This is a genomic window from Agathobaculum sp. TL06 (assembly GCF_054658635.1).
In genome coordinates this window covers 26,659-51,818 of sequence record NZ_BAAGGY010000011.1, presented here as the reverse complement: position 1 = coordinate 51,818, position 25,160 = coordinate 26,659, and the positions used below count along the sequence as shown (strand labels likewise).

Annotated in this window: 26 protein-coding genes and 1 riboswitch; of the genes, 2 read left to right on the top strand and 24 right to left on the bottom strand. The window is 68.7% G+C overall.

The window, feature by feature from the left end; all coding sequences use genetic code 11:
• Positions 1–33: 33 nt before the first annotated feature.
• From ACYQ3S_RS08075 to ACYQ3S_RS07960, 24 genes are all read right to left on the bottom strand, one after another.
• Complete coding sequence (locus ACYQ3S_RS08075) at positions 34–813, bottom strand: sirohydrochlorin cobaltochelatase (protein ID WP_459688388.1); 780 nt, start codon at positions 811–813, stop codon at positions 34–36.
• A 2-nt stretch (positions 814–815) separates the two neighbouring features.
• Positions 816–1,439 (bottom strand): precorrin-8X methylmutase, encoded by a 624-nt coding sequence (locus ACYQ3S_RS08070; protein ID WP_459688463.1) that lies wholly within the window; start codon positions 1,437–1,439, stop codon positions 816–818.
• A gap of 8 nt (positions 1,440–1,447) precedes the next feature.
• Positions 1,448–1,972, bottom strand: coding sequence for a cob(I)yrinic acid a,c-diamide adenosyltransferase (locus ACYQ3S_RS08065; protein WP_459688387.1), 525 nt, complete (start codon positions 1,970–1,972; stop codon positions 1,448–1,450).
• A complete protein-coding gene (locus tag ACYQ3S_RS08060; protein WP_459688385.1) occupies positions 1,969–3,471 on the bottom strand; it encodes a cobyric acid synthase in 1,503 nt (500 codons plus the stop codon). The genes ACYQ3S_RS08065 and ACYQ3S_RS08060 overlap by 4 nt, the downstream gene beginning before the upstream one ends.
• Complete coding sequence (locus ACYQ3S_RS08055; protein WP_459688384.1) at positions 3,471–4,532, bottom strand: pyridoxal phosphate-dependent aminotransferase; 1,062 nt, start codon at positions 4,530–4,532, stop codon at positions 3,471–3,473. The genes ACYQ3S_RS08060 and ACYQ3S_RS08055 overlap by 1 nt, the downstream gene beginning before the upstream one ends.
• 17 nt (positions 4,533–4,549) lie before the next feature.
• Complete coding sequence (gene cbiB / locus ACYQ3S_RS08050; RefSeq protein WP_459688382.1) at positions 4,550–5,518, bottom strand: adenosylcobinamide-phosphate synthase CbiB; 969 nt, start codon at positions 5,516–5,518, stop codon at positions 4,550–4,552.
• Complete coding sequence (locus ACYQ3S_RS08045; RefSeq protein WP_459688380.1) at positions 5,509–5,844, bottom strand: bifunctional adenosylcobinamide kinase/adenosylcobinamide-phosphate guanylyltransferase; 336 nt, start codon at positions 5,842–5,844, stop codon at positions 5,509–5,511. The genes cbiB and ACYQ3S_RS08045 overlap by 10 nt, the downstream gene beginning before the upstream one ends.
• Positions 5,841–6,629, bottom strand: coding sequence for an adenosylcobinamide-GDP ribazoletransferase (locus ACYQ3S_RS08040; RefSeq protein WP_459688379.1), 789 nt, complete (start codon positions 6,627–6,629; stop codon positions 5,841–5,843). The genes ACYQ3S_RS08045 and ACYQ3S_RS08040 overlap by 4 nt, the downstream gene beginning before the upstream one ends.
• On the bottom strand, positions 6,626–7,156 hold the full coding sequence (locus tag ACYQ3S_RS08035) for a bifunctional adenosylcobinamide kinase/adenosylcobinamide-phosphate guanylyltransferase (RefSeq protein ID WP_459688377.1): 531 nt from the start codon (positions 7,154–7,156) through the stop codon (positions 6,626–6,628). Before ACYQ3S_RS08035 ends, ACYQ3S_RS08040 begins: the two co-directional genes overlap by 4 nt.
• A gap of 44 nt (positions 7,157–7,200) precedes the next feature.
• Positions 7,201–8,259 carry a nicotinate-nucleotide--dimethylbenzimidazole phosphoribosyltransferase gene (gene cobT / locus ACYQ3S_RS08030; RefSeq protein ID WP_459688376.1) on the bottom strand — a complete coding sequence of 353 codons (1,059 nt, stop codon included), beginning with the start codon at positions 8,257–8,259 and terminating at the stop codon, positions 7,201–7,203.
• Positions 8,256–9,614 (bottom strand): cobyrinate a,c-diamide synthase, encoded by a 1,359-nt coding sequence (locus ACYQ3S_RS08025; protein WP_459688375.1) that lies wholly within the window; start codon positions 9,612–9,614, stop codon positions 8,256–8,258. Before ACYQ3S_RS08025 ends, cobT begins: the two co-directional genes overlap by 4 nt.
• On the bottom strand, positions 9,604–10,800 hold the full coding sequence (gene cbiT, locus ACYQ3S_RS08020; protein WP_459688374.1) for a precorrin-6Y C5,15-methyltransferase (decarboxylating) subunit CbiT: 1,197 nt from the start codon (positions 10,798–10,800) through the stop codon (positions 9,604–9,606). Before cbiT ends, ACYQ3S_RS08025 begins: the two co-directional genes overlap by 11 nt.
• Positions 10,801–10,862: 62 nt before the next feature.
• Complete coding sequence (gene hemL / locus ACYQ3S_RS08015; RefSeq protein WP_459688373.1) at positions 10,863–12,146, bottom strand: glutamate-1-semialdehyde 2,1-aminomutase; 1,284 nt, start codon at positions 12,144–12,146, stop codon at positions 10,863–10,865.
• The gene (gene hemB, locus ACYQ3S_RS08010; RefSeq protein WP_459688371.1) at positions 12,146–13,132 is read right to left on the bottom strand and encodes a porphobilinogen synthase; all 987 of its coding nucleotides are present in this window, start codon (positions 13,130–13,132) and stop codon (positions 12,146–12,148) included. Before hemB ends, hemL begins: the two co-directional genes overlap by 1 nt.
• A gap of 4 nt (positions 13,133–13,136) precedes the next feature.
• Positions 13,137–14,624: a uroporphyrinogen-III C-methyltransferase gene (cobA, locus tag ACYQ3S_RS08005; protein WP_459688370.1), complete on the bottom strand. Its 1,488-nt coding sequence runs from the start codon at positions 14,622–14,624 to the stop codon at positions 13,137–13,139.
• Positions 14,621–15,484, bottom strand: coding sequence for a hydroxymethylbilane synthase (gene hemC, locus ACYQ3S_RS08000; protein ID WP_459688369.1), 864 nt, complete (start codon positions 15,482–15,484; stop codon positions 14,621–14,623). Before hemC ends, cobA begins: the two co-directional genes overlap by 4 nt.
• Positions 15,477–16,685 carry a precorrin-6A reductase gene (gene cobK, locus ACYQ3S_RS07995; protein WP_459688368.1) on the bottom strand — a complete coding sequence of 403 codons (1,209 nt, stop codon included), beginning with the start codon at positions 16,683–16,685 and terminating at the stop codon, positions 15,477–15,479. Before cobK ends, hemC begins: the two co-directional genes overlap by 8 nt.
• A complete protein-coding gene (gene cobJ, locus ACYQ3S_RS07990) occupies positions 16,682–17,410 on the bottom strand; it encodes a precorrin-3B C(17)-methyltransferase (protein WP_459688367.1) in 729 nt (242 codons plus the stop codon). Before cobJ ends, cobK begins: the two co-directional genes overlap by 4 nt.
• Positions 17,407–18,609 (bottom strand): glutamyl-tRNA reductase, encoded by a 1,203-nt coding sequence (hemA, locus tag ACYQ3S_RS07985; RefSeq protein ID WP_459688365.1) that lies wholly within the window; start codon positions 18,607–18,609, stop codon positions 17,407–17,409. The genes cobJ and hemA overlap by 4 nt, the downstream gene beginning before the upstream one ends.
• A gap of 24 nt (positions 18,610–18,633) precedes the next feature.
• On the bottom strand, positions 18,634–19,659 hold the full coding sequence (locus ACYQ3S_RS07980) for a cobalt-precorrin 5A hydrolase (protein ID WP_459688364.1): 1,026 nt from the start codon (positions 19,657–19,659) through the stop codon (positions 18,634–18,636).
• Complete coding sequence (gene cobM / locus ACYQ3S_RS07975) at positions 19,656–20,411, bottom strand: precorrin-4 C(11)-methyltransferase (protein WP_459688362.1); 756 nt, start codon at positions 20,409–20,411, stop codon at positions 19,656–19,658. Before cobM ends, ACYQ3S_RS07980 begins: the two co-directional genes overlap by 4 nt.
• A complete protein-coding gene (gene cobI / locus ACYQ3S_RS07970) occupies positions 20,408–21,100 on the bottom strand; it encodes a precorrin-2 C(20)-methyltransferase (RefSeq protein ID WP_459688360.1) in 693 nt (230 codons plus the stop codon). Before cobI ends, cobM begins: the two co-directional genes overlap by 4 nt.
• Positions 21,097–22,233 carry a cobalt-precorrin-5B (C(1))-methyltransferase CbiD gene (cbiD, locus tag ACYQ3S_RS07965; protein ID WP_459688359.1) on the bottom strand — a complete coding sequence of 379 codons (1,137 nt, stop codon included), beginning with the start codon at positions 22,231–22,233 and terminating at the stop codon, positions 21,097–21,099. Before cbiD ends, cobI begins: the two co-directional genes overlap by 4 nt.
• Before the next feature lie 82 nt (positions 22,234–22,315).
• Positions 22,316–22,441, bottom strand: coding sequence for a hypothetical protein (locus ACYQ3S_RS07960; RefSeq protein ID WP_459688358.1), 126 nt, complete (start codon positions 22,439–22,441; stop codon positions 22,316–22,318).
• A gap of 153 nt (positions 22,442–22,594) precedes the next feature.
• Positions 22,595–22,788: riboswitch (cobalamin riboswitch) on the bottom strand.
• A 243-nt stretch (positions 22,789–23,031) separates the two neighbouring features.
• Between ACYQ3S_RS07960 and ACYQ3S_RS07955 the strand changes: the two genes are divergently transcribed.
• Both ACYQ3S_RS07955 and ACYQ3S_RS07950 read left to right on the top strand, forming a co-directional pair.
• Complete coding sequence (locus ACYQ3S_RS07955) at positions 23,032–23,403, top strand: BlaI/MecI/CopY family transcriptional regulator (RefSeq protein WP_459688356.1); 372 nt, start codon at positions 23,032–23,034, stop codon at positions 23,401–23,403.
• 21 nt (positions 23,404–23,424) lie between these two features.
• A complete protein-coding gene (locus tag ACYQ3S_RS07950) occupies positions 23,425–25,146 on the top strand; it encodes a M56 family metallopeptidase (RefSeq protein WP_459688355.1) in 1,722 nt (573 codons plus the stop codon).
• Positions 25,147–25,160: the final 14 nt, after the last annotated feature.

Here is a 25,160-nt window from a genome sequence, read left to right as displayed (position 1 = left end):
CGTTTCGGTCTTTCCTCCCTCTGCCGTCAGTCGTTACAGCGCCGCGGCGCGTCTGCAGTGGTCGACAAAGATATCCCCCACCGCGTCCAGCTCGCCCAGGCCATACAGATGGGTCTGCACCTGATAGCCCTCGCTTTCCAGGCGGCTCTTCCAGCTGTCCTCTCCCTCCCCTGCCAGGTCGTTGTGCGCATGGTCGCCCGCAACGATCATCAGCGGCGCAAGGTGAACCTGCGCGATCTCGCGCCGGTGCAGGCGGGACAGCACATAGTCGAGATGCGGGAAGCCCTCGACCGTGCCGACATACACGCGCTCCGCGCCGTGGTAGCGGAACGTGTTTTCCACCAGCGCGTACGCCGCGTTCGCCGGATGCGCGGAACCATGCCCCATAAAGAGATAGGCCTCGTCCCTGTCGAGCCGGGGCATGCGGGCGAGCAGGGCTTTGGTCAGGCGCAGGTAGTCGCCCGTCCCCCACAGCAGCGGGTCGCCCGCCAGCAGCTTCTCAAAGCGGCCGCAGAACGGCCGGAGCTGGCGCAGCATCTTTTCATATTCCTGTCCGAAAATGACATGCAGGCTTTGGCACCGCACCTCGTCGTAGCCCGCCGCCGCGAGCCGTTCCAACAGCTCCTCCGGCTGCGGGATATGCACGCCCGCCTCCCGCTCGATCCTGCGCGCCACCATCCCCGAGGTAAACGACCGGTAAAAATCATGCGTCGGGAACGCACGCCGCAGCCGCTCCTCCAGCTTTTCGATCGCGCGGCGCGCCTCCGGCCAGGCCGTGCCGAAGCTGACGACCACCAGCGCTTTTTTCCCCATCTTCAAAACCCCTCCCGTTCGATCAACTGGTACAGCAGCGCGTTGACGATGGCCGCCGCGACGTTCGAGCCGCCCTTCCGTCCCCGCGCGATGATATACGGCGTCTGTCCGCCGATAAAAAGCTCCTTTGCCTCGACCACGTTGACAAAGCCGACCGGCACGCCGATCACAAGCGCGGGCGACACCGCCCCCTCCGCGATCAGCTCGTGCAGCCGGATCAGCGCGGTCGGCGCATTCCCAACAGCGAAAATGAGCGGGCCGTCCAGCAGCGCAGCATGCTCCATCGAAACCGCCGCGCGCGTCACGCCACGCGCCCCGGCCTCGCGCGCCACGGCCCCATCCGCCATGTAGCAGACCGCCCGCCCGCCGAGCGCCTGCAACGCGGCCTTATTCACGCCCGCGAGCGCCATATTCGTATCGGTCACGACGGTCGCGCCCGAAGCCAGCGCTTCCCTGGCCTGTCCGACCGCGTCGGGCGAAAACGCGAGGCTGTCCGCGTAGTCGAAATCCGCCGTTGTGTGGATGACCCGCTTGACCACTTCGGACACCCCATCCGGAAACGTCCGCTCCCCCAGCTCGGCCGTGATAATGGCAAAGGAGCGTTTTTCGATATCCTGCGGCCGCATGTGTCCGTTCAAAATTCGATCCCCTCCCGCGCGGCCACGCCGCGGTCGAACGGATGGCGGCGGGCGGCCATCTCCGTGATATAATCGGCGCACGCACACAGCGCTTCCGAGGGGCTGCGGCCGGTCATCGCCACCTCTAATGTCTCCGGCCGGCCGTCCAGAAACGCCAGCACCGCCCGCTCCTCCAGGAAGCCGCAGGATACCGCCGCGCACACCTCGTCCAGCACGAGCAGGCGCGCGCCCTCGCGCACGGCAAAGCCCACCGCCGCCTCAAACATGCGGGATATCGCGCCGGCGGTCCGGCGCTTCTCCTCCTCCGTCATCTGGAAGGAGAATTTGCCCACCGGATTGGCCGCCAGCACGGTCACGTTTTTCAGCCCCGCCAACGCGCGGCACTCGCCCGATGTCCCGTCCTTCAAAAACTGCGCGAACACTACCCTGCCGCCATGCCCCGCGCACCGCACGGCCAGCCCGACCGCGGCGGTCGTTTTCCCTTTCCCCTCGCCGCAGTACAAGTGAATCAGTCCTTTCATCCGTTTCCCTCCAGTATCCGGTAAATATACTCCATATCCAGCGCCCGCCGCACGGTATCCGCCAGCAGGTCGTACTGTTCTTCCTTATATCGCGCCGTGTCGCAGGCCGTGTCCGCCAGCGTCACGCCTCTGCGCGCGGCCAGCGCCTGCACCAGCGCCTGCGCCGCGTCCGGCGCGTCGAACAGGCCGTGCAGGTAGGTGCCGTAAGCGCTGCCCGCCTGGCACCCGTCCCAGAACGCCGTCCCGTCCGCGCGCGTCAGCCGGATCAGCGGCAGGGCGTCCGCGTCCCGCGCGGTTTCGCCCATATGGATCTCATAACCGGACGCGCCCGCGCCCGATAAGCCGCGCAGCGCGCCCCCGACCGTGCCGAACGCGCCGCTTGCCTGCGCCGTGGTCTTGACCGGCCGGAACACGGTTTCCACCGGCAGCAGCCCCAGACCACGCATGGCGCCGCCGCCCTCGGTGTTTTCCGGATCGGATACGGCGCGCCCCATCATCTGATAGCCGCCGCACACGCCGAACACCGGCACGCCCGCCGCGTGCCGTTTGAGAAGCTGGGCTTCCATGCCGCTCTCACGCAGCCATTTCAGGTCCGCGAGCGTGGATTTGGTGCCGGGCAGCAGGATCAGGTCCGCGCCCTCAAGCTGCTCCGGCGCGGCGGCATAGCGCACGCCCACGCCCTCCATCCGTTCGAGCGGGGAGAAATCGGTAAAGTTGGACAGCCTCGGCAGCCGCACGACCGCGATATGCACCAGCGCAGCCTTTCCGCGCGCCTCCAGCCGCGCGGAAAGGCTGTCCTCATCGTCGATATCGAACCGGCCATAGGGTACCACGCCGACGACCGGCTTGCCGGTCAGCCGTTCCAGTTGTGTCAGGCCCGGGCGCAGAAGCTCCACGTCGCCCCGAAATTTGTTGACGATCAGGCCCCTGACGCGCGCCTGTTCCTCCGCTTCGAGCAGCGCCACCGTACCGTACAGCGACGCGAACACGCCGCCGCGGTCGATGTCGCCCACCAGAAGCACCGGCGCGTCCACCAGCTTCGCCAGCCCCATGTTGACGATGTCGTCCTGCTTGAGGTTGATCTCCGCCGGACTGCCCGCGCCCTCGATCACAATGATATCGTACTCCGCGGCCAGGCTGTCGTAAGCGTCCCTGACGACCGGAAGCAGCGCCTTTTTCCTGCCCCAGTACTCGCGCGCCGTGCGGTTGCCGCGCGCCTCCCCCATGACGACCACCTGCGAACCGGTGTCGCTCGTCGGCTTGAGCAGGATGGGGTTCATCCGCACATCGGGCGGGATACCCGCCGCCTCGGCCTGCACCACCTGCGCGCGGCCCATCTCCTTCCCCTCCGCGGTGATAAAGGAGTTGAGCGCCATGTTCTGCGATTTGAACGGCGCGACGCGGTATCCGTCCTGCCGGAAGATGCGGCACAGCGCCGCGCACAGCAGGCTTTTGCCCGCGTTCGAGCAGGTACCCTGCACCATGATGCACCTTGCCATCAGCGCCCCTCCTTTCGTATTGCGTCCAGCGCGGCGAGCAGGCGCGCGGTATCGTCCCCGCTCCTGACCGCCGTGCGGTAATAGCCCGCGCCCAGGCCGCGGTAATTGGCGCAGTTCCGGATCAAAACGCCGCGCGCCGCGAGCTTTTCGTGCAGCGCCGCGTCCTCTGACCGGAACAACAGGAAATTCGCTTCGCCCGGGCAGACGGCCAGCCCGCGCGCCGCAAGCCCGCCGGACAGCCGCGCGCGTTCCTCCGCGATGCGCGCCGCGACCCGCGCGGCCCATTCCCGTTCGCCCGCCGCAGCCGCGGCGCACGCCTGCGCGACCGCCGACACGTTCCACGGCTGCCCCGCGCGGTACAGCGCTTCGATCAGGCCGGCGTCCGCGGTCATGCACCAGCCGAAGCGCACCCCCGGCACCGCGAACAGCTTGGTATACGCCCGCAGCAGAAGCAGATGCGGATTGTCCGCCAGCAGGCCTTTCAGCGTGTGCCGCGCCGCGTCCTGCAGGAAGTCCACAAAGCACTCGTCCACGATCAGGCGCGCGCCGACGTCCGCGCACCGCGCCGCGACGGCGCGCAGCAGCGCCGGCTCGACCGTGCGGCCGGTCGGGTTGTTGGGGTTGCACAGGTAGACCGCGTCGGTTTCAGGCGTGATATCGGATAAAATGCGCTCCGTGACCGCAAAGCCCTCCTCCTCGCGCAGATAATGGAAGCGGATATCCGCGCCCGCAAGCGTGCGCTCATACTCGGCGAACGCCGGTGCGGTGAGCAGCGCCCGTCGGGGGCGCAGCGCTGCCGCCAGGCGGTCGAGCACATCCGCCGCGCCGTTGCCGCAGTACAGGAAGCCGTCGGGGACGCCCTCGGCCGCGCCGATGGCGCGCCGCGCCGCACGGCAGAACGGGTCGGGGTAGCGCGCGCAGTCCTCTATCGCCCCGTGCATGGCCTGCCTGACCCGCTCCGGAATGCCGAACGGGCTGATATTCGCGGACAGCTCAAGCGGTTCGCCGCCGTACCGCTCGGCATAGGAATACACATCCCCGCCGTGTACATATTCCGGCATCGTCAGCCTCCTTTCCCTTATCCGAACGGCGGCCAGCCGGCGGTCAGCCGCACCGCCGCGCCGAGCGCCAGCGCCAGCGCCGACGCCGCTGTCATCAGATCCGCCGCGCGCAGGATATCGCTGCGGCTGACCTCCTTATCCGGATCGCCGAACGCCGCCTTTTTGACCGTTTTGCCAAAATAGCTCGCGTCCCCGCCCAGCCGGATATGCAGCGCGCCCGCGCAGGCCGCCTCGGTCTGTCCGGCGTTCGGGCTTTTGTGGCGGTTCCGGTCGCGCCGGAAAATGCGCAGCGCGTTGCGGTTGTCCATGCCGAGCATGCCCGTACCCGCGATCAGGCATACCGCCGCCAGCCGCGCGGGGATAAAATTGAATATATCGTCCATACGGGCGGAAAACTTGCCCAGATACTCGTATTGGTCACTGTGATAGCCGACCATGGAGTCCAGCGTGTTCACCGCCTTATACAGCAGGCCGAGCGGCGCGCCGCCGAGCAGCATATAGGCCAGTGGCGCAACCACGCCGTCGGTGGTGTTTTCCGCGATGGTCTCGACCGCAGCCTTGATGACGCCCTCCCGATCGAGCGCGCCGGTGTCGCGGCCGACATACATCGCGACCGCCTTGCGCCCCTCGTCCAGCGAGGCATCGAGCGCGGTATAAACGTGCCGCCCCGCGTCCGCCAGGCTTTTGCGCGCAAAAATCAGCCAGCAAAGCAGCGTCTCCGCGCCGAAGCCCAGCCAGAAGTGTACGCCCCGCAGCCAGCGCAGCAGGAAAAACGGCGCGGCAAAGCTCGCCCCGCACACCACGAGCCACAGCAGCACGCCCGCCGCGGTTTCGCCGCGCGGCGTTTGGGGGAACACCCGCCGCAGCACGCGCTCGCACCGCGTAATCAGCCGCCCGATCAGGCAAACGGGATGCAGGGCGCTGTTCGGGTCGCCCAGCACCCAGTCGAGCGCGAAGCCGAGCAGTACGACGCAGGTCAAATACATGGTCTCTCTCCTTTGATATATTGCGGCAGGCCCGCGGTCACGCGCACGACCGCGTCCGCCTCCGCCGCGAGCGCGCAGCACAGCCGGCCGGCCGCCTCGCGCCAGGCCTCGTCCGCGCGGTCCATCGGCACGACGCCGCAGCCGACCTCGTCGCAGGTCACGGCGCAGCCACGCAGCCCGCCGAGCAGCGTCATGGGGTCGCGCCCCGCGTCCATCTCGTCCCGCACGCGCGCGTGCAGGCCGGTGACCAGCGGCAGGTTCGGATACAGCCGTGCGGCCAGCGCGGCCTTGCCCTGATGCGCGCCGCCGATGAATAAAACCGTCACAGCACCATCCCTCCAAACGCGGCGCACGCCAGCGCCAGCAGCTCCGCAAGTGAAATATAAAAACCGGCAAGATCGCCCGTGATGCCGCCGAACACACGGCGGCTCATTTTCTCATGCAGCCCATACCACAGCAGCAGCACGAGCGCCAGCAGTCCCGCCGCCGGCACGCCCTGCGGCAAGCCGCGCACCAGCAGGCCGGCGGCCGTTACGAACGCCGCGAACTCAAGCAGCAGCGCGGCGGCGACCGCCTTTTTGTCGCTGTTTTCCGCAAAAATATGCGCAAGCCCCGTGTCCTTGGCGCAGGGCGAAAGCACGATCTTGCACCCGCCCAGCGTGCGCGCCAGCGCAAACCCCGCGCAGGCGAGCGGCAGCAGCGCGGGCGTCTCGTACACCTGCGCGAAGCACGCCGCCTCGGCCAGCAAAAACGCCGCCAGCCACAGCGGCCCGAACGCGCCCACATGCGGGTCCTTCAGGATCGCCAGCCGCTTATCGCGGTCGCCGTAAGAGCAGAGCGCGTCGCAGGTATCGCACAGCCCGTCCAGATGGATGCCGCCCGACACCGCGAGCGGCAGGAGCGCCGCGCCCCCTGCGTAAAACAGCCCCGCCGCGCCGAACCGCGCGCAGAACATATGCCACAGCCCTTCCAGCACGCCGATCAGCACGCCGACGAGCGGCAGGAAGGACAGCGCCCAGCGCATGGTGCGCTTTTCCCACCGCACCTGCGGCACGGGTACGGCGGAATACAGCGAAAACGCGACCAGCAGGCCGCTCCAGGCGCTTTTCATATCCCTTGCTCCCCTTTCAGCGGCAGCAGGATGCCGCAGACCGATTCGTATACCGCGTCCGCGCGCGCGGCGAGCGCGGCGTGCAGCCGCCCGAGCGTGCGGATATAGGCCGCGGTTTCGGGCGGGTAGGCCAGCCCGTCCGAAAACACCTCGTTCGATACGACGGCCAGCGTTTCGCAGCAGTCTTGCAGATGCGCGATGCCTGCAAGGATGCTGCCGAACGCCGTCTCGCCCGCGCCCGCAGGATCGAACAGCTCGTTGGCGAGCAGGTTGCCCAGGTCCTCAAGCAGGATGCCGTCGTACCGCCGGGGCAGCTCCAGCCCCGCGAGGCCGAGCGGGCGCTCGACCGTTTCAAAGCCTTTGCCCCGCCGCAGGGCGCGGTGGCGGGCGATACGCGCCTGCGCCGCCGCGCCGAACGGCTGCATGGTCGCCAGATACAGGCGCGCGCCCTGCGCGGCCGCGCACAGCAGCCGCTCCGCGTGTGCGGATTTGCCGCTCGCCGCGCCGCCGGTGACCAATATCAGCATAAAAACGCTCCTTTCTCCCTGCCGGATGGACCGGCCCGCCGTCCTCACACCTGCGGCGTATAGGCTTCGATGCCGGTTTCCGCGAAGCTGACCATACCGTCGTACGCCGCCAGCGTCAGGTCGAGCAGGCTGACCGCCGCGACCGCGCCCGTCCCCTCGCCCAGCCGCAGGCCGGCCGCGATCATCGGCGTTTTTCCCAGCCGCTCCAGCAGGAGCTTTCCCGCCGGCTCCTCCGGCCAGTGCGCCGCGATCAGGTAATCGCCCGCCGCGGGACACAGCCGCACGGCGAGCAGCGCCGCCGCACACGAGATCACCCCGTCCAGCACAGCGGGCAGACCGCAGGCCGCCGCGCCGAGGTACAGCCCCGCCAGCCCCGCGATATCCAGCCCGCCGACCTTGTGCAGCACGTCGATCGGGTCGTCCGGATCCGGCTGGTGCAGGGCGAGCGCGGTCTGAATCACGCACACCTTGCGCGACAGGCCCGCGGAGGACAGGCCCGCGCCGCGTCCGGTGACCGTATACACATCCGCGCCGGTGAGCGCGGCGGTCACGGCCGTGCTGGTCGTGGTGTTGCCGATGCCCATTTCGCCGCCGCACAGCAGGCGGTATCCGTCCGCTGCGCACTGCTGCGCCAGGCTGATGCCGGTCTCCACCGCGCGCACCGCCTCCTCCCGCGTCATGGCGGGCTGTTCCAGCAGGTCCGCCGTGCCGTACCGCACCTTGCGCCGCAGGATGCGGTCGCCCTGCACGTCGCGCGCCACGCCGATATCGACGGGAAACGCATCCATGCCGATCCGCCGCGCCATCAGGCAGACGGTGGACTGCCCGCGCCCCATGTTTTCGGTCACCACGGCCGTGACCTCCTGCCCGCACTGGGTCACGCCCTCCGCGACCACGCCGTTGTCCGCGCAGAACACCACCACGGCGCGCCGGCCGATTTCCGGCCGCGCCGTGCGCTGGATGCCCGCCAGCTGCACCACCGCCTCCTGCAGCAGCCCGAGGCTGCCGAGCGGCATGGCGATATCGGAAAAGCGGCGGCGCGCCGCATCCATGCTCTCCCCGCACAGTGGCCTGACCGCGGCGATCGTTTGTTCCAGCGTCATCTCCTGTCCCTCCATTCTGCGCATTTGCGCACAAAATTTTCCGCGAGCGGGATAGCCGCCCCGAAATACAGATGCGGAAAGCCCGCGTACAGCGTCTCCGACGCATGAATACAGTCCCACGCGCGGCCGTTCGGCTTTTCCGCGCGGAACGCGCTCCCGACATCGTCCGACCGCGCATAGTGGAACTCGTGCGCGCGCAGGGCCTCCCCCGCGCGGCACAGCAGGTTGTCCCGCTGGGCGGTCAGCGTCACATAGCCGAACGGCTGGAGCTTTTCCGTCATGCGCGCGTCCGCGTCCAGCACGCCGGCCATTGGACGGCCGTTCAGCGTGCGGTGCAGGTACAAAAAGCCGCCGCACTCCGCCACCGTGGGCAGGCCGCCCTGCACCGCCGCGCGGATGCTGTCCCGCATGGTGCGGTTGGCGGCGAGTTTTTCCGCGTACAGCTCGGGGTAGCCCCCGCCGAGGTACAGGCCGTCGGCCGCCCCGGGCAGCTTTTCGTCCGTGAGCGGCGAAAATTCGACCAGCTCCGCGCCGAGCGCGCGCAGGATATCCAGATTATCCGCATAATAAAAGCAGAACGCGCGGTCGCGCGCGACCGCGATGCGCACCGGCCTGTCCACGGCTGGGACGGGCCGCGCGCGTTCCTCCGTGAGCGGCGGCGCGGAACGCGCGAGGGCCAGCAGCCCGTCGAGGTCAACGCCCTGTTCGGCCGCGTCCGCGAGACGGTCGAGCTTGCCGCGCAGCCCGCTGACCTCGTCCGCGGTCAGCAGGCCGAGATGGCGGCTCGGGACCTCCGCTTCCGGCACAGACGGCAGAAAGCCATAGACCCGCAGGCCCGCCTGCTCGGCAACCGCCTTGTAAAACGGATACATCGCCTGTGATACCCCATTCAGCAGCACGCCGCGCAGGGTATTGGGCGCAAAGTCCCGAAAGCCCCGCAGCACCGCGGCCAGGGAAAGCGACTGCCCCTCCGGCCGCACGATGAGCACGGCGGGCGTATCGGTCGCGCGCGCGAGGTGCGCCGCCGAGGCGCGGTCGGTCGCGCCCGATCCGTCCAGCACGCCGTCATAAAAGCCCATGACGCCCTCGATCACCCCCAGCCCGTCCGGCGGGGTGTGCCGCGCAAGCTGGCCGCGCACCGCTGCCTCCTCTGCAAAAAACAGGTCGAGGTTGCGGCTCGGCACGCCGAGCGCGGCAGTGTGGAACATGGGGTCGATGTAATCCGGCCCGCACTTGAAGGCCGCCAGCGGCACACCGCGCCGCTGGAACGCGCGCAGCAGCGCGCTGGTCACGGTGGTCTTGCCGCAGCCCGAGCCGGTACCCGCCAGCAGCAGGCGGGGCGCATTATTCTGCATGGCCGTCCCCTTTCCCCGACAGGATAAAAACCGGATTGTTCGCGGTCATCATGGTATACGGTCCGACCGCCCGGCCGCGCGCAGCGGCGAGCTGGACGACCTCGACCTCCGCAAAACCCAGCTCCGCCAGCGCGTCCTGCGCCGCGTGCAGCGTTTCCAGCGCGATGGCGTTGACTGCTACGCGCACAGCCGGATTTTTACGCTTTGCGGCTTGCAAAATGCGCCGCACCGCGCCGCCGCTCCCGCCGACGAACACGCAGTCGGGCGCGGGCAGGGCTTCGAGCGCCGCCGGCGCCGCGCCCTCGATGATGCGCACGTTATACCCGCCGAGCCTGCGGCGGTTTTCCCCGAGCAGCTTTACCGCGTCCGCGCTCCGCTCGACCGCGTACACCAGCCCGTCGGACGCGCGCCGCGCCAGCTCAAGCGTCACCGCGCCCGTGCCTGCGCCCACGTCCCACACGGTGTCGCGCGGCTGCACCGCGAGCTTGGATACGGACACCCAGCGCACCTCCTCCTTGGTCATGGGTACGTCCCCGCGCGCCAGCATCGCGTCGTGCACCGGCTCGCGGGCGTTTGCCGCGTCCGGATGCTCGATCAGCAGCACAGCCAGGCCGCCGCAGGGCTTGCCCGCCAGCGCCGCCGCCGTACCGCTCTCGATGCGCTCATCCGCCGCGCCGAGGTTTTCGCCCAGGTGTACGGTCAGGCCGCCCAGGCCCGCGTCCGCAAGCGTTTGGCACACGATGGGCGCGGCCTGCGCGCCGCCCGTGAGAACAAAGGTCTTTTTGTGGTAGCTCACCGCGCCGAGGATGCTGCCCGCGCGGCCGTGCAGGCTGCGCACGCACACATCGTCATACGGCGCGCCCAGCTTCGCGCAGAAATACTGCAGGCTGGACAGGCCGGGGACCAGCCGCACCGCGCCGTGCGGCGCAAGCTGTCCGCGCAGCCGCGCGGCGGCGCTGAAAAAGCCCACGTCGCCCGACACCAGCACGGCGGCGGTCTGCGCACCCGCCGCGACAGCCTGCGCCGCCAGCCGGTCGAATGGACAGACCGCCGCGCGGCCGCACACCGCCGCCAGCCGCGCGGTGGCGAACACCGCGTCGGATGCGTCCAGCGCGCGTCGGGCTTCGCCGGTCAGCCCGTCTGGCGCGCCCATCCCCGCGCCGACAATATAGAATGTGCGGGACATAAAACACCTCTTTGCAACCGGAATGTTGGAACGTCTTTTCGTATCGGGTGCTTTTGAAGCCCCTATGCGAACGCAGCGATACTCTCCTCCGCCGCCTGCACCGTGCAGGCCAGGTCGTTCTGCGTGTGCGCCGAGGAGACGAACATGGCCTCGAACTGGCTGGGCGCAAGATACACGCCGCGCAATAACATCTCATTAAAATACTTTGCGTATAATTTCGTATCGCTTTCCTGCGCGGCGGCAAAGCAGTCCACTGGCTGCTCTGTAAAATACGGACACAGCAGCGAACCGATCTGGTTGACCCGCAGGGCCACGCCATGCCTTTTCGCGCTCTCGCGCAGGTGGTTGGCGATATACTGCGCTCCGGTCTCCATCACCGTGTACACCTCGGGATGGTCGGTCAATATCGTAAGCTGCGCCAGTCCCGCCGCCATCGCGACCGGATTGCCGGACAGCGTACCCGCCTGATACACCGGCCCGCAGGGTGCGACCTGCTCCATCAGCGCGCGGCTGCCCGCGTATGCGCCGACCGGCATGCCGCCGCCGATGATCTTGCCGAACGTGACCAGGTCGGCGCGCACGCCGAAATATTCCTGCGCACCGCCCGCCGCCAGGCGGAATCCGGTGATGACCTCGTCAAAAATCAGCAGGCTGCCGTGCTTGTCGCACAGGCGGCGCAAGCCCTGCAAAAAGCCGTCCTTCGGCGGGACGACGCCCATATTTGCCGCAACCGGCTCAACGATCACCGCCGCGACCTGATTCGGGTTGGCGTCCAGCAGGCGCTCGACCGAGGCAAGGTCGTTGTACTGCGCCATCAGCGTATCCTGCGCCGCGCCGCGCGTGACACCCCTGGAATCCGGCTCGCCCTGCGTGAGCGCGCCGCTGCCCGCGCCGACCAGCATCGCGTCCGAATGGCCGTGGTAGCAGCCCTCGAACTTGATCAGCTTGTCCCGTCCAGTCGCGCCGCGCGCCAGACGCACCGCGCTCATCACCGCCTCGGTGCCGCTGTTGACCATGCGCACCATCTCGATGTGCGGCACCATCCCGATCATCTTTTCGGCCATCTCGACCTCGAGGGCGGTCGGCGCGCCGAAGGACAGGCCGCACACCATGCGGTCGTACACCGCTTTCAGGATATCCGGATGGCTGTGGCCGAGCACCATCGGCCCCCAGGAGCCGACATAGTCGATGTATTCCAGCCCGTCCTCGTCCAGCACATGACTGCCCAGGCCCTTGACGATAAAGCGCGGCCTGCCGCCCACCGCGCGGAACGCGCGCACGGGCGAGTTGACCCCGCCGGGCAGCACCTTTTGCGCGCGTTCAAACCATTCCTCCGATCTGGTCATCAGCCGATATCCCCTTTCCGGATCGCGTCCGCCAGCTCGGGCGCGTAATAGGTAATCAGGATGTCCGCGCCCGCGCGGTAGATACTCACCGCGCTCTCGCACATCACGCCGTATTCGTCGATCAGGCCGGCCTTTGCCGCCGCTTTTATCATCGCGTATTCGCCGGACACCTGATACGCCGCGACCGGCAGGTCGAACCGCTGCCTGCACCGGCACACCAGGTCGAGATAGGGCATGGCGGGCTTGATCATCAGAATATCCGCGCCCTCGGCTACATCGAGCGCGCATTCGCGCATGGCCTCGCGGCCGTTGTGCGGGTCCATCTGGTAGGAGCGCCGGTCGCCGAACGCGGGCGCGGAGCCTGCCGCCTCCCGAAACGGCCCGTAAAAGGACGACGCGTATTTGGCGGCATAGGACAGGATGGGTACATGGACAAAGCCGTTCTCATCCAGCGCCCTGCGGATGGCCGCGACGCGGCCGTCCATCATATCGCTCGGCGCGACCATGTCCGCGCCCGCGCGCACATGGCTGACCGCCGTTTTCGCCAGCACCTCGAGCGTTTTGTCATTGTCCACGTCATGGCCGCACAGAATGCCGCAATGCCCGTGCGAGGTATACTCGCACATGCACACGTCGGTGACGATATACATTTCAGGGGCGAGCGCCTTGATTTTGCGGATGCCCTGCTGGACCACGCCGTTTTCATCCCATGCGGACGAGCCGCGCTCATCCTTATGCGCGGGCAGGCCGAACAGGATGACGCGGGACACGCCGTGCGCGTGCGCCCGCTCGACCATGCGCCCAAGCTGGTCGGGCGAATAGTGGTACTGGCCGGGCAGGGAGGGGATCTCCTCATAAATGCCCTCCCCTTCGATCACGAACACCGGCCAGATCAGGCTTTCGGGGGAAATGCGCGTTTCGCGCACCAGCCGGCGCAGGTTATCCGACGCGCGCAGGCGGCGGGGACGGATGGTTTGGTCAAACATATTCTTATACTCCCTCCAATAAACAGGCGATCATATCCTCTATCGTCGCGTTTGCCGCGACCTTTACGTTCATCCCATACCGGCGGGCGGCCTGTGCGGTCTGCCCGCCGATGCACAGCGCGGTAAAGCCGGCGCAGCCCGCCGCGCCCACCGCCTGCACAAAGCCCTCGACCGTGGACGCGCTGGTAAATGTCACAACGTCCGCCGCGCCCTGTTCCAGCAGGGCGCGTATGGCGTCCGCCTTCTCACAGCGGTACACGGTGTCATACAGCGGCACGTCGGTCACGCGCACGCCTGCGGCGGCGAGCTTTTCGGGCAGCAGCCGCCCGCCCTGTGCCGCGCGCAGCAGCAGCGCCGCGCCGCCCTGCGGCATCGCGCCGATCAGCGCGTCCGCGAGATTCGCCCCGTCGTACTGCGCGGGGAGGAGGTCGGCGGTCAGGCCGCAGTCCGCGAGCGCGTCCGCCGTGCCGCGGCCAATGGCGGCCAGCTTCATCCCGTACAGCGCGCGCAGGTCGCGGCCGAGCGCGCGGAGCGCGTGTACCGCCGCCTGCATGCCCGCCGGACTGGTGAACACCGCCCAGTCGTGGCGCTGGGCGAGCGCGTCCGCCAGCGGCCGTGTGTCCGTGCGCTCGACCGTCTCGATGCACGGCGCTTCGACCACCTCCGCGCCCAGCGCGCGCAGGCGCGCGGCGAGCGTTCCCGCCCGCCCGCGCGGCCGCGTCACGACCACGGTCTTCCCGTGCAGCGGCAGGGGCGTGAACCAGTCGAGCGTATCGCTCAGGCCGCACACCCTGCCCACAACGATGAGCGCTGGGCTGCGAAGCCCCGCCGCGCGCACTCGGTCCGCCAAATCGGCGACCGCCGCCACCACCTTGCGCTGGATGCCACGCGCGCCGTTTTCAATTACGGCGGCGGGCATATCGGGCGCGATGCCGGCGGCCAGCAAGCCGTCCGTCACCTGTTCGAGCGCGGCCAGCCCCATGAGAAAGACCAGCGTGCCGTCCAGCCGGACCAGGCTCGCAAAGTCGATTTTGAGCGGCCTGCCCGCGCGCGCATGCGCGGTGACGATATGCACGGACGAGCAGCAGTCGCGGTGCGTGACCGGAATGCCCGCAAACGCGGGCGCGGCGAGCGCGCTCGTCACCCCTGGGATCACGCGGAACGGCACGCCGTTTTCCCGCAGGTATTCGCACTCCTCGCCGCCGCGGCCGAACAGGTAGCAGTCCCCGCCCTTGAGCCGCACGACGGTTTTGCCCTGCCGCGCCAGCCGTACCAGTATCTCGTTGATCTGACCCTGCGGCACGGGATGCCGCCCGCTCTCCTTACCCACGTCCACGCGCACGGTGTGCGGCGGGAGCAGGTCGAGCACGCTGCCGTCCACCAGCCGGTCGTATACGACCGCGTCCGCTTGGGCGATCGCCTCCGCGCCCGCAAGCGTGAGCAGCCCGCGTCCGCCCGGACCCGCGCCGACCAGCGTTACTGTTCCTGTCATACCATTCCCTCCGCCTGTGTCCGAAGCTGCAGGGCGAGCGAGCGGCCGAGCGACGCGGCCTGCTCCCGCCGCCCTGTCACCGCGCCGCGCACCACGGTCCGCTCGTCCGCGGTGACATACAGCCCGCGCAGATGGAGATACGCCCCTTCGGCCTCGGCATAGGCCGCCACCGGCGCGAAGCATCCCCCGCCGAGCGTGCGGATGAACGCCCGTTCGGCCAGCGCGCAAACGCGCGCGTCCGCGTCGTCCAGCAGGCGCGCCGCGTCCTCCAGCTCTCCCGCGCGGCCCTGCACGGCCAGAATGCCCTGCCCTGCCGCGGGCAGCAGCTCGTCGGGTGAAAAATACCGCGTGATACGGTCCTGCAGCCCCAGACGGTGCAGCCCCGCCGCGGCGAGCACGAGCGCGCCGTATTCGCCGCTGTCGAGCTTTTGCAGCCGCGTCTGCACGTTGCCGCGCACCGGCTTGACCGCAATCTCCGGAAACAGCGCCGCAAGCTGCACGCGCCGCCGCGCCGATGCGCAGCCGATGGGCTTTGCTTTGTCCCACGTGCCGCCCTGCGGCAGCACCAGCGCGTCCCGCGCGTCCGCGCGGCGGGTATACGCGATCAGCGGCAGCCCCGCCGGCTGTTCCATCGGCACATCCTTCAGGCTGTGTACCGCCAGGTCGATGCGCCCCTGGGCCAGCGCGCGGTCAAGCTCCTTGACGAACAGCCCCTTGCCGCCGACCTGGTCGAGCGTCTTGTCGAGCACCATGTCGCCCGTCGTTTTCATCGTGACGAGTTCGCAGTCGCCCAGCGCCCGGCAGACCTCCTCGGCCTGCACGACCGCGAGGCGGCTGTCACGGCTTCCTACTTTAATCATCGAATTCCTCCAATACCGCGCGGATGCGCTTTGCCGCCGCAGCCGTTTTGCCGTGCGCCGCCCCGTCCGACACCACGCCCGCGGTCAGCCCGCCGCCCTCGCAGACGGCGGGAAAGAAAAAGGTGGACGCCGCCGCGCAGTCGGCCACGCTGCACGGGATATCCCGTTCCGCGCAGTCCCGCGCGATGCGGCGGTTGACCGTCCGGTCGTCCGTCGCCGCGACTGCCAGAAAAGCCCCCGAAAGATCGCTTTTCTCATAGCCGCGGCAGTGGGTCAGGCCCACGCCCGCCCGATCCTCGGGCGCGACGGTGACGACCCGCGCGCCGAACCGCCTGAGAACGCCGATGCGCCGCGCGGCGATCCTGCCCGCGCCGAACACCACGCAGGTTTTGCCCGCAAGCGATACGAACAGAGGAAAGCGCGGCAGGCTCTCCCCCTGCGTCCGATCGGGTCCGGCCAGCCCGAGCCTGCCCGCCAGATACGCCTGCATCTCCTCCAGCGTGCGGCCGGTTTCCGCGCACGGGCGCGCCACGACCAGCACAGTCGCGCCGGTCTCGCGCGCGGCGGACAGCTTTTCCGCGAACCCGCCGGACGCGCCGGTATCCTTGGTGACCAGGATGGTCGCGCCGGTCTGCCGCAGCAGGGCGGCGTTTATCTCCCGCGAAAACGGCCCCTGCATGGCGATGATGTGCGCGCCCGCAAAACCGAGCGCCGCGCATTTTTCCAGCACCGGCACGCTGGGCAGCACGCGCGGATACAGGCGCTCCCGCCAGCCCTCGACTGCGGTGTACGCTTCCAGCTCCTTGCTGCCGGTGGTCAGCAGCACCTTGCCCGGGTGCGCGTTCAGCCACGCGACCGCCGCCGCCGTATCGGGTACGGCGGCCACGCCCGCCGCGTCCAGCGCAGGCCGGAGCAGGCGTTCATACTGTGCGCCGGTCCTGGCGCACGCCGCGCGCAGATTATCGGTCACGGCGGCGGCGTAAGGGTGCGTCGCATCCACCAGCAGCGTTTCCGCGTCCAGCAGCGCTGCGATCCCGTCCGCGTCCAGCCGCCCCTCATGCACGGCGACGCCGGGCATCGGCTCCATGACCGCCGCGCCGTATTCGGTGGCAACGTACACGTCCGCCGCCGCGCCGCGCGCGGACAGAAAACGGCAGAGCGCATGCCCCTCGCTCGTGCCGGAAAAGACAGCCAGCCTCATACGCCCCGATACCCCCGCGGCGTGACCATGCGGCCGTTCACCACGCGCGTGCGGCTGTTGCCGATGAACACCGTGGTCAGCATATCGGCCGCGGTGTCCCGCAGCACGCCCAGCGTGGTCAGCGTATGGCTTTCGCCCGCGCGGCCGACGCTGCGCGCCAGACCGCACACGGTTTCCGGCGGCAGGGTCTCGAGCAGGATATCGCAGGCGCGGCGCAGATGGCCGGCGCGCGTTTTGCTGCCGGGGTTATAGAGCGCGATGCAGAAATCGCCCGCCGCCGCGCCGCGTAGCCGCTTTTCAATGACCTCCCACGGGGTGAGCAGGTCGGAGAGCGACACGCACGCAAAGTCGCCGGTCAGCGGCGCGCCCAGCGCCGCGCCGCCCGCGCAGGCTGCCGTGACGCCGGGGATCACCTCAACCTCGATCGCCGGATCGTCCCCGCACACCTCGAGCAGCAGGCCGGCCATCCCATACACGCCCGCGTCTCCGGACGAGACGACCGCGACCGTCCTGCCCGCCCGCGCCGCGTCGCGCGCCGCGGTGCAGCGGTCAACCTCCTTTGTCATGCCGGTCTGGATGCGCTCCTTTCCCTCGATCAGCTCCGCGATCAGGTCTAGGTACAGCCCATAGCCCGCCACGCAGTCGCACTTCTCCAGCGCGCGCACCGCGCGCAGCGTCATCTGCTCCGCGCCGCCCGGCCCGATCCCGATACAATACAGCTTCATCTGCCGCTCCCCTTTCTGATATGCGCCAGGCACGCCCGCATGGTTTCGGCGTCCACCTTGTCCTTCATGCCGCCCAGCAGCAGGTCGACGGTCTTGTTCACCGCCAGCTCGGCCAGGCCGTCCATATCTCCGTCCACGCACAGGGCGCCGTAGGCGTGGTCGAAGCGCAGGCGGTCGAGCGCGGTATCCTTGACCGCGGCAATCAGGGGCAGCGCCTGCCGGTAGGCGTGCCACTCGTAAAACGCCCGCTCCTCTTCCTCCAGGATGTGCGCGGCGGCAGCGCGCGCCGTCGCGTTATGGTCGCCCAGATCGCCCAAATCGTCCAGATTGAGCAGTGTCACGCGCCCGTCCTGTCCCACCGCCTGCTCGATATCGCGCGGCATGGCCAGGTCGAGCAGCAGGCGCGGCGGCCGGACCATCGCCGCCACCTGCGCAGCGGTCAGGGTGAAATGCGGGCTTGCCGTTGCGCTCACCGCAAGGTCCGCGCCCTCGAGCGCCTCGCACCGCGCATCATACGGCCAGGTGCCGCACCCCGCGGGGACAACGGTTTCACCGTGGCGGTAGCTGCGCAGCGTCACCGTCACCATGCAGCCGCGCGCACGCAGCGCGGCCGCGGCCAGCCGGCCGATCTCCCCGTTGCCGATCACGACCGCGCGCCGGCCCGCGAGCGAGCCGAAAAACCCTTCCGCGCGCCGCGCGCCGGCCTCCGCCGCGGACGCGGGTACGCCGGTGAGCCGTGTCTCTGCGCGCACGCGCTTGCCCGCTGTGACCGCATGCCGGAACAGGGTGTCCAGCACGCTGTCCGCGGTCCGCGCTTCGCGCGCGAGCGCTGCCGCCTCCCGCACCTGGGAGATGATCTGGTCGTCGCCGAAGATCTGGCTTTCCAGCCCCGCCGCGACCGAAAACAGGTGGCGCGCCGCCTCCCGTCCCGCGCGGGAAACGCTCAGCGGATGGTACGCCGCCGCGTCAAAGCCCGCCGCGCGCGCCAGCACCGCCAGCGGGTCGGGCGGGGCGCCGGCCGACCCGTGCAGGTACAGCTCGGTGCGGTTGCAGGTCGCGAGCAGCACGCAGCCCGCCACGCCCTCCGCCGCCGCGATGCGCGGCAAAAGCGCCTGCACCCGACCGCGCACAAACGACACGCCCTCCCGTTTTTCGATCGGCGCATGGACAAAGTCAATGCCCGCCATCCTCAGCTCCACAACAGCAGTCCTCCCCATCTCGTCTTATCCGTCAAACCGCGCGCGCCACGGCCGCTCCGCGAGCGCCACGGTCACGCCGTCCCGTGCGGTCTTGCGGCACAGCAGCCGCCCGCCGCCCGCCGCGCACACCGCCGCCCGCTCGCACACGTTGTCCACCCCCACGGCCTGCTCGACAAAGGCGGACGGGGTGAAGTCCCCCGCCGTCCGCCGCAGCTCCTCCGCGGAAAAGAACGCAAGCGGCAGGCCAGCCTGCGCGCTGAACAGCAGCAGCCCCGGCTCGTCCCGTTTCACATCGATGCTCGCCGCGCCGCATACCGCGCTGCGCGGCACGCCCGCCGCGTCCAGCGCCGCCCGCACCGCCGCCTCGATCCGTTCCACGGGCGTACCCCGCCGGCAGCCGATGCCGATATGCACAAGGCGCGGTACCAAGTGTAGGGTATGCGCGAACGGCGCGGCCTTTGTGTCATAACCGATCGCGAAGCCGCTCTCCGCCTCGGCCTGCAGGCTGATGTGCGCGGGCAGCCGCCCGTCCACCGGAAAATCCGACCGCACACCCACCGTCTCGCCGCGCAGCAATGCGCCGGACACATATTTGATATGCTGTGGGTCCACCACCACACAGCCGTGCGCCCTGGCCCAGCTATCCACCGCGAACACCTCGCGCCCGTCGGTCGCGGTGGTGACGACCGCCTGCGCGCCAAGACCGTCCGCCAGGCACTCGGCCAGCGCGTTCGCACCGCCGAGGTGGCCGGACAGGAGCGGGATGACGAACCTTCCCGCCTCGTCGATCACGATGACCGCCGGATCGTACGCTTTTCCCATCAGGTACGGTGCGACCGCGCGCACCGCGATGCCCGCCGCGCCCACGAACACGATCATGTCGCAGTCCACCATCGCCTGCTGCGCAAAGCGCGCAAGGCTCGTGCCGGACAGCGAAAGGTCAATCGTGCGGGCATACTGCTCGCAGCGGAAATCCGGCAGGAGCGCCGCGCACCGCGCCGCGGTCTGCGCTCCGGCGGCGGTAAAGGACACCAGCTTCGCGTGCTTCATCGGCTCGCCTCGCGGAAGCCCGTGGCGAACGACGGATCGTACAGCCGAGAGCGGTCGTACTCCTCCCCCAGAAAGCCGCCGACCGTGATGAGCGCGGTTTTGGTGATGCCGGCGCGCGCGCCGGCCTCGGCCAGCCCCGCCACCGTGGTGCGGACGACCCGCTCATCCGGCCAGGTCGCCTTGTAGACGATCGCCGCCGGCGTGTCGGGCGCATAGCCGCCCGCGAGCAGCCGCTGGGACAGCTTTTCGAGCTGCCCCGCCGACAGGAAAATCACCATGGTCGCACCGTGCGCGGCAAGGGCTTCGATCCGCTCGCTTTCCGGCACGGGCGTGCGCCCTTCCATGCGGGTCAGGATAACCGTCTGGCTGACGTTCGGCAGGGTGTACTCGGCGCGAAGCGCCGCCGCCGCGCCGCAGAACGAGGATACGCCCGGGCAGACTTCATAGTCCAGCCCCAGGCGGTCGAGCGCGTCCATCTGCTCGCGGTGCGCGCCGTACACGCACGGGTCGCCCGTGTGCAGGCGCACGACGGTCCGGCCCGCCCGCGCCGCGGGCGCCATCACCGCGATCACCTCCTCGAGCGTCATCCTCGCGCTGTCGTACACCGCGCAGCCCGGCTTTTTATAGTCCAGCAGCGCGGGGTTGACCAACGAGCCGGCATAAACGATGACATCCGCCTCGCCCAGCAGGCGCGCACCGCGCACGGTAATCAGGTCGGGCGCTCCCGCGCCCGCGCCGACAAAATAGATCATGCCTTATCCTCCTTGACCAGAATGATGGAAAAATATCCGGTCGGGCCGTCCAGCGTATCCAGATCGGACACGATGCGCTCGCCCTTCATGCCGCACCGCTCAACGAGCGCCGCGTTCTGCAGCGCGTCGCGCGCGGCCAGCCGGTCGCGCACCTCGAGTATGGCTTTTCCCGCCTTCATCAGCACCTTGCCGCCCGGCAGGTCGAGCGCCGCGTCCAATGCGCCGTGCGACGCGGGAATGATGTGCAGCATCTCGCCGTCCTCGCACAGCGCGCAGCCGAGCGCGGCCGCCGCCGCACAGAACGAGGGGACGCCGGGTACCATTTCCACCGCATACCCCCGCGCGGCGACGCGCCGGTGGACATACCAGCAGGTTGAGTACACGGACGGGTCGCCCAGGGTGAGGAACGCAACCGTTTTCCCCTCATCCAGCAAAGCGCAGATGGCGTCCGCGGCGCGATTATGGCTGGCGTCCCGCGCCGCGCGGTCGCGCGTCATCGGCATATCGCAGTGAAGCACCGGCTTGTCCCCGATATACTCTGCCGCGATCGCCAGCGCGGCCTGCTCGCCCGCGCCCGCCTGCGGCACAGCCACCACGTCGCTTTCCTGAATCACACGCACCGCTTTGACAGTCAGCAGTTCGGGGTTGCCCGGCCCCACGCCCACGCCGTACAGCTTTCCTTTGCTCATACATCCTCCCTCAGCTTTCCGCACAGGTGCCGCGCGTCCGGCGATTCCGCCAGCACGCCGTATTGTCCTGTAAACATGATAAACGCCCCATGCGCCCGCTGTTTCAGCCGCCGCGCAAGCCGTTCCTCCATCGCTTTGCCAATGCGGGCGAGCACCGGCTCCCGCAGGCCGGCCCTGTCCAGCGCCGCGACGCACGCATCCACCGAGACCGCCTCCATCAGCGCCGCGAGCGTATCCTGTCCCGCCCCGCACAGCGCCGCATGCGCGGTGAAGATCTCCTGCCGCCCGTCCGCGACCGAGGAGTGGGTGTTCATCACCCCGGCCGCCAGCTTGACCAGCTTGCCCGCATGGCCGACCAGCAGGATATCCGGATAGCCGCGGTAAACCGCGTGGTCGAGCGCCTCCCCGATAAAATTCGAGCATTTGACCGCGCGCCCCAGCTCCAGGCCCAGCGTGTCCCGCGCAAAATCCGCGCCGTAGTTTCCCGGACACAGGAACGCGATGCGCTGTCCCTGCGCGTACAGGCTGTCCAGCTCAAGCCGGATGGTATCGACCAGCGCCTTTTCGCTCATGGGCTCCACAATGCCGCTCGTACCCAGGATGGAGATACCCCCCACCACGCCCAGATGCCCGTTGTAGGTCTGTTCCGCCAGCGCCGCGCCGTTTTCTGCAGAAAGGATAACCGAAAAGCCGCCCGCATAACCCGCTTCCCGCGCGGCGCGGGCAACCGCCGCCGCAATCTGCGCGCGCGGCCCCGGGTTGATCGCCGCCTCGCCCACCGGCACGGAAAGGCCGGGCTTTGTCACCCGTCCCACGCCCGCGCCGCCGTCGATCGTGACGCCGCCAGCCGCGCGGCGCACCGCCGCCGAAATGCGCACGCCGTTGGTAACGTCAGGGTCGTCGCCCGCGTCCTTGCGCACCGTGCAGACCGCCGTCCCGCCTTGCATATGCGGTTCCTCGACCGGCAGGGAAAACAGCACCCCGCCCGGCGTTTCCAGCCGGATCACCGCGGGCGCCTGTCCGGTCAGCAGCAGCAGCGCGGCCGCCTGCGCGGCCGCCGCCGCGCACGAGCCGGTCGTCCAGCCGCGCCGCAGCGCCTGCCCGCCGCTGTACACTATGGTATTTTCCCGCACGGACAGCCCTTCTTTCCGCAAAGCATTCCTGATAAAAGGCAAGGAAAGCAGAGCGGTATCCACCTCCCGCCCTGCTTTCCTTTTATATTTCCCGTCCCTGCCCGCGCGCAGCCGCCCGCTTGCGGGCAAAACAGCCCGCAGCCGGCAGGGCGCAGCCAGGCAATGCCGCGCGCGCCGTGATACGGACCGGTTTTCGTTTGTCTGTCATTTGATTTCTCCTTTCCTGCCGCCCCCACTGGGGCCGCAGTTAAAAAACGCCGCATCCGGATGCTTCCCACGCATCGGACCGGCGTAGAACGCCCACTTCCCCCTTGGTGAAAGCAGGCTTTCCGCACACCGGCTATCGCTCGTAACCGCCATGCGCTTCCATCCAAAAAGGGCAGGTATTCTGGCTTGGGCGTCATCATCCGTCCCGCCGGCCTTCCCGGGGTGACCCAGTGGCTCTCGTCTGGCGGCGGACTCTGCCCTTACAGCGGCGGGACCGCAGAGGAATCGCACCTCTTTCCCTATTATCCTGCCGGAGAACGGGCAGGCACCCCTTTGTATCCGCGCCGCAGTACGGCCGGAAGAAGCTGGTTGTATTATAGCATAGCCGCGCGCACCGTTCAAGGCCGCGCCGGCGGCTTTGCTATTTTTCTCCGCCGCGCAGGGCCTCCAGACCGTCCGGCGTTTTGCGGCCACGCCAGCGTCCCCGGTGGCCGCGCGGCTTTTTTCACATCCCCCCTTGACAAACGTCAATTACAGTTGTAATCTAATATTAAAATTACATCTGTAATTTATCTATTGGAGGTGAATCACATGAAAAAAGACGGACTGCGCATCTCGGACACGGAACTGGAGATCATGAACCTCCTGTGGCACAGCAGCGAAGCGCTGTCCTCATCCGAGGTGTTCGGCCGGCTGGACACCGGCTGGAAATACCCCACCGTCACCACGCTGCTCGGGCGGCTGGTGGAAAAGGGCGCGGTGCGGTACGAAAAACGCGGCAAAGCCTATTACTACTCTCCCGCCATCGACGAAAGCGCCTATAAAGCGCAGGAAACCGGCCGCTTCGTCGAAAAGCTGCACGGCGGGTCGGTGCGCAGCATGATCGCAGCGCTGTGCGACAGCCGCGAGCTGACGCCGGAGGACGTGGAAAAGCTGCGCCGCATGTTTGATCTGGACCGTTAACGGTAAAGGAGGGAAACCCAAATGCTGCAAACCCTGTTCCTACGCTGCTGCGCGGTTTCGCTGGCCGGCGCGGGCGCCGTGCTTGCGCTCGGGCTGCTCCAGCTCACCGCAGGCCGGACGCTGGGCGTGAAATGGCAGTACTACAGCTGGCTTCCGCTGCTGCTGGTCCTTTTGGCCGCGCCGCTGCTCCCGCTCCCCTCTCCCCCCGCAGAGGGGGCGGCGCGCGCGCTGCTTCCGTCCACCCTGCCCGCGCCGGCCGTGCCGGATGCGGCCGGCGTTCTGCCGCAGGCGCACGCGGCCGCGGCTCCGGACTGGCTGCTGCCTGCCGGCGTGCTGTGGGCGGCCGTGGCCGCACTCCTGCTGCTCCGTAACGTGCTGGCGTACCGCGACGTGCTGCGCGGTGTAACCCGCTGCGGTGTGCCGCTGGCCGACGGGCCGGAGCGCGAACTGCTCGACCGCTGCCGGGCGGCGCAGGGCGTGCGCCGCAGGATACGGCTGTACCGCTCCGCTTCGGTGGACACCCCTCTGCTTGCGGGGATGTTCCGTCCGGTGATCGTCCTGCCGGACACGACGTTCTCCGCCCGCGACCTGCGCTTCATTTTCGCGCATGAGCTGACCCACTGCCGCCGGCACGACCTGGCCTACAAATGGCTGGCGGTGCTGGCCTGCTCGCTGCACTGGTTCAACCCCGCGGCGCACTTTATCCTGCGCCGGCTCAACCTGCTGTGCGAGCTGTCCTGCGACCAGAGCGTTGCCGCGCATTTTGACGCGGCCGAACGGCGGCAGTATATGCAGACCATCCTGCGGACGCTCAGCGCCTCCATCGGCTGCCGCCGCGCGGTGACTACCGCCATGGGCGCGGGCCGCCGCGCGATCGAAAAGCGCCTGACGCTTATCCAGCAGAACCGCTATCCGCGGCGCGGCGCACGCGTCATCGGCACCCTGCTGACCGCTGTGTTCGCGGCCGGCTCCATCTGCCTTGGCGTGACCGCACGCGCGGCGGTACCCGTTCTTTCCGTCCCCGCCCGTCCTGCCCCAGCCGCGGCTCCGTCCGGACAGCCGGATGAGAGCGAGCCGCCTTTGCAGGCCAGCGGCCTGCCTGCCCCTCCTGTCTCCGCGCAGCCGGAGCAGACGGAGGCTCCCGCCCCCGCGTCAGCCGCTTCCGCTCCCGCGCGGCAGGCGGCCTCTGCCGCGCCGCTCCAACTGGAACCGCCGTCGGAACCCGCCGCACAGCCCGCGCCGGAGGCGGCGCCCCAGGCCGGCGGCGCCATTCCCACCGTGCAGACCAAATACCTGCCCCAGGACGGGGAGCGCGGAAACTATGCCGCCAATTTCCCCCTCAAGCCGGGCGTCGGCCTGGAAACCATCCGCGTCAACGCCGAGCGGGACGGACGGACCGCGCATACGGACAGCCCGGCGGCCGACCTGTCGCGCAGCTACCAGATCGCGGATTACGCGGTCGATGGCCAAACCGGCGCGCAGCAAACGGTCGCTACCGTCACACCGGATGAAAACGGCCTGGTGACCGTCTATCTGGACAGCGAATACGCGGACTGGCTGTATGTCAATGTGGTGGACGCCGAAACCGGCGCAGTATCCGGACAGACGCCGGGCGCCGTCAATGCCGACCCTTCCCTGGCGCTGTCTTTCCCGGGGCTGGATACGGGGAAAACCTACGATGTCGTCATCCAGTCCTCGAACGACACCGACCATACGATTACCGGCACGGCGATCGTATACTGATGAAAGGAGACTGA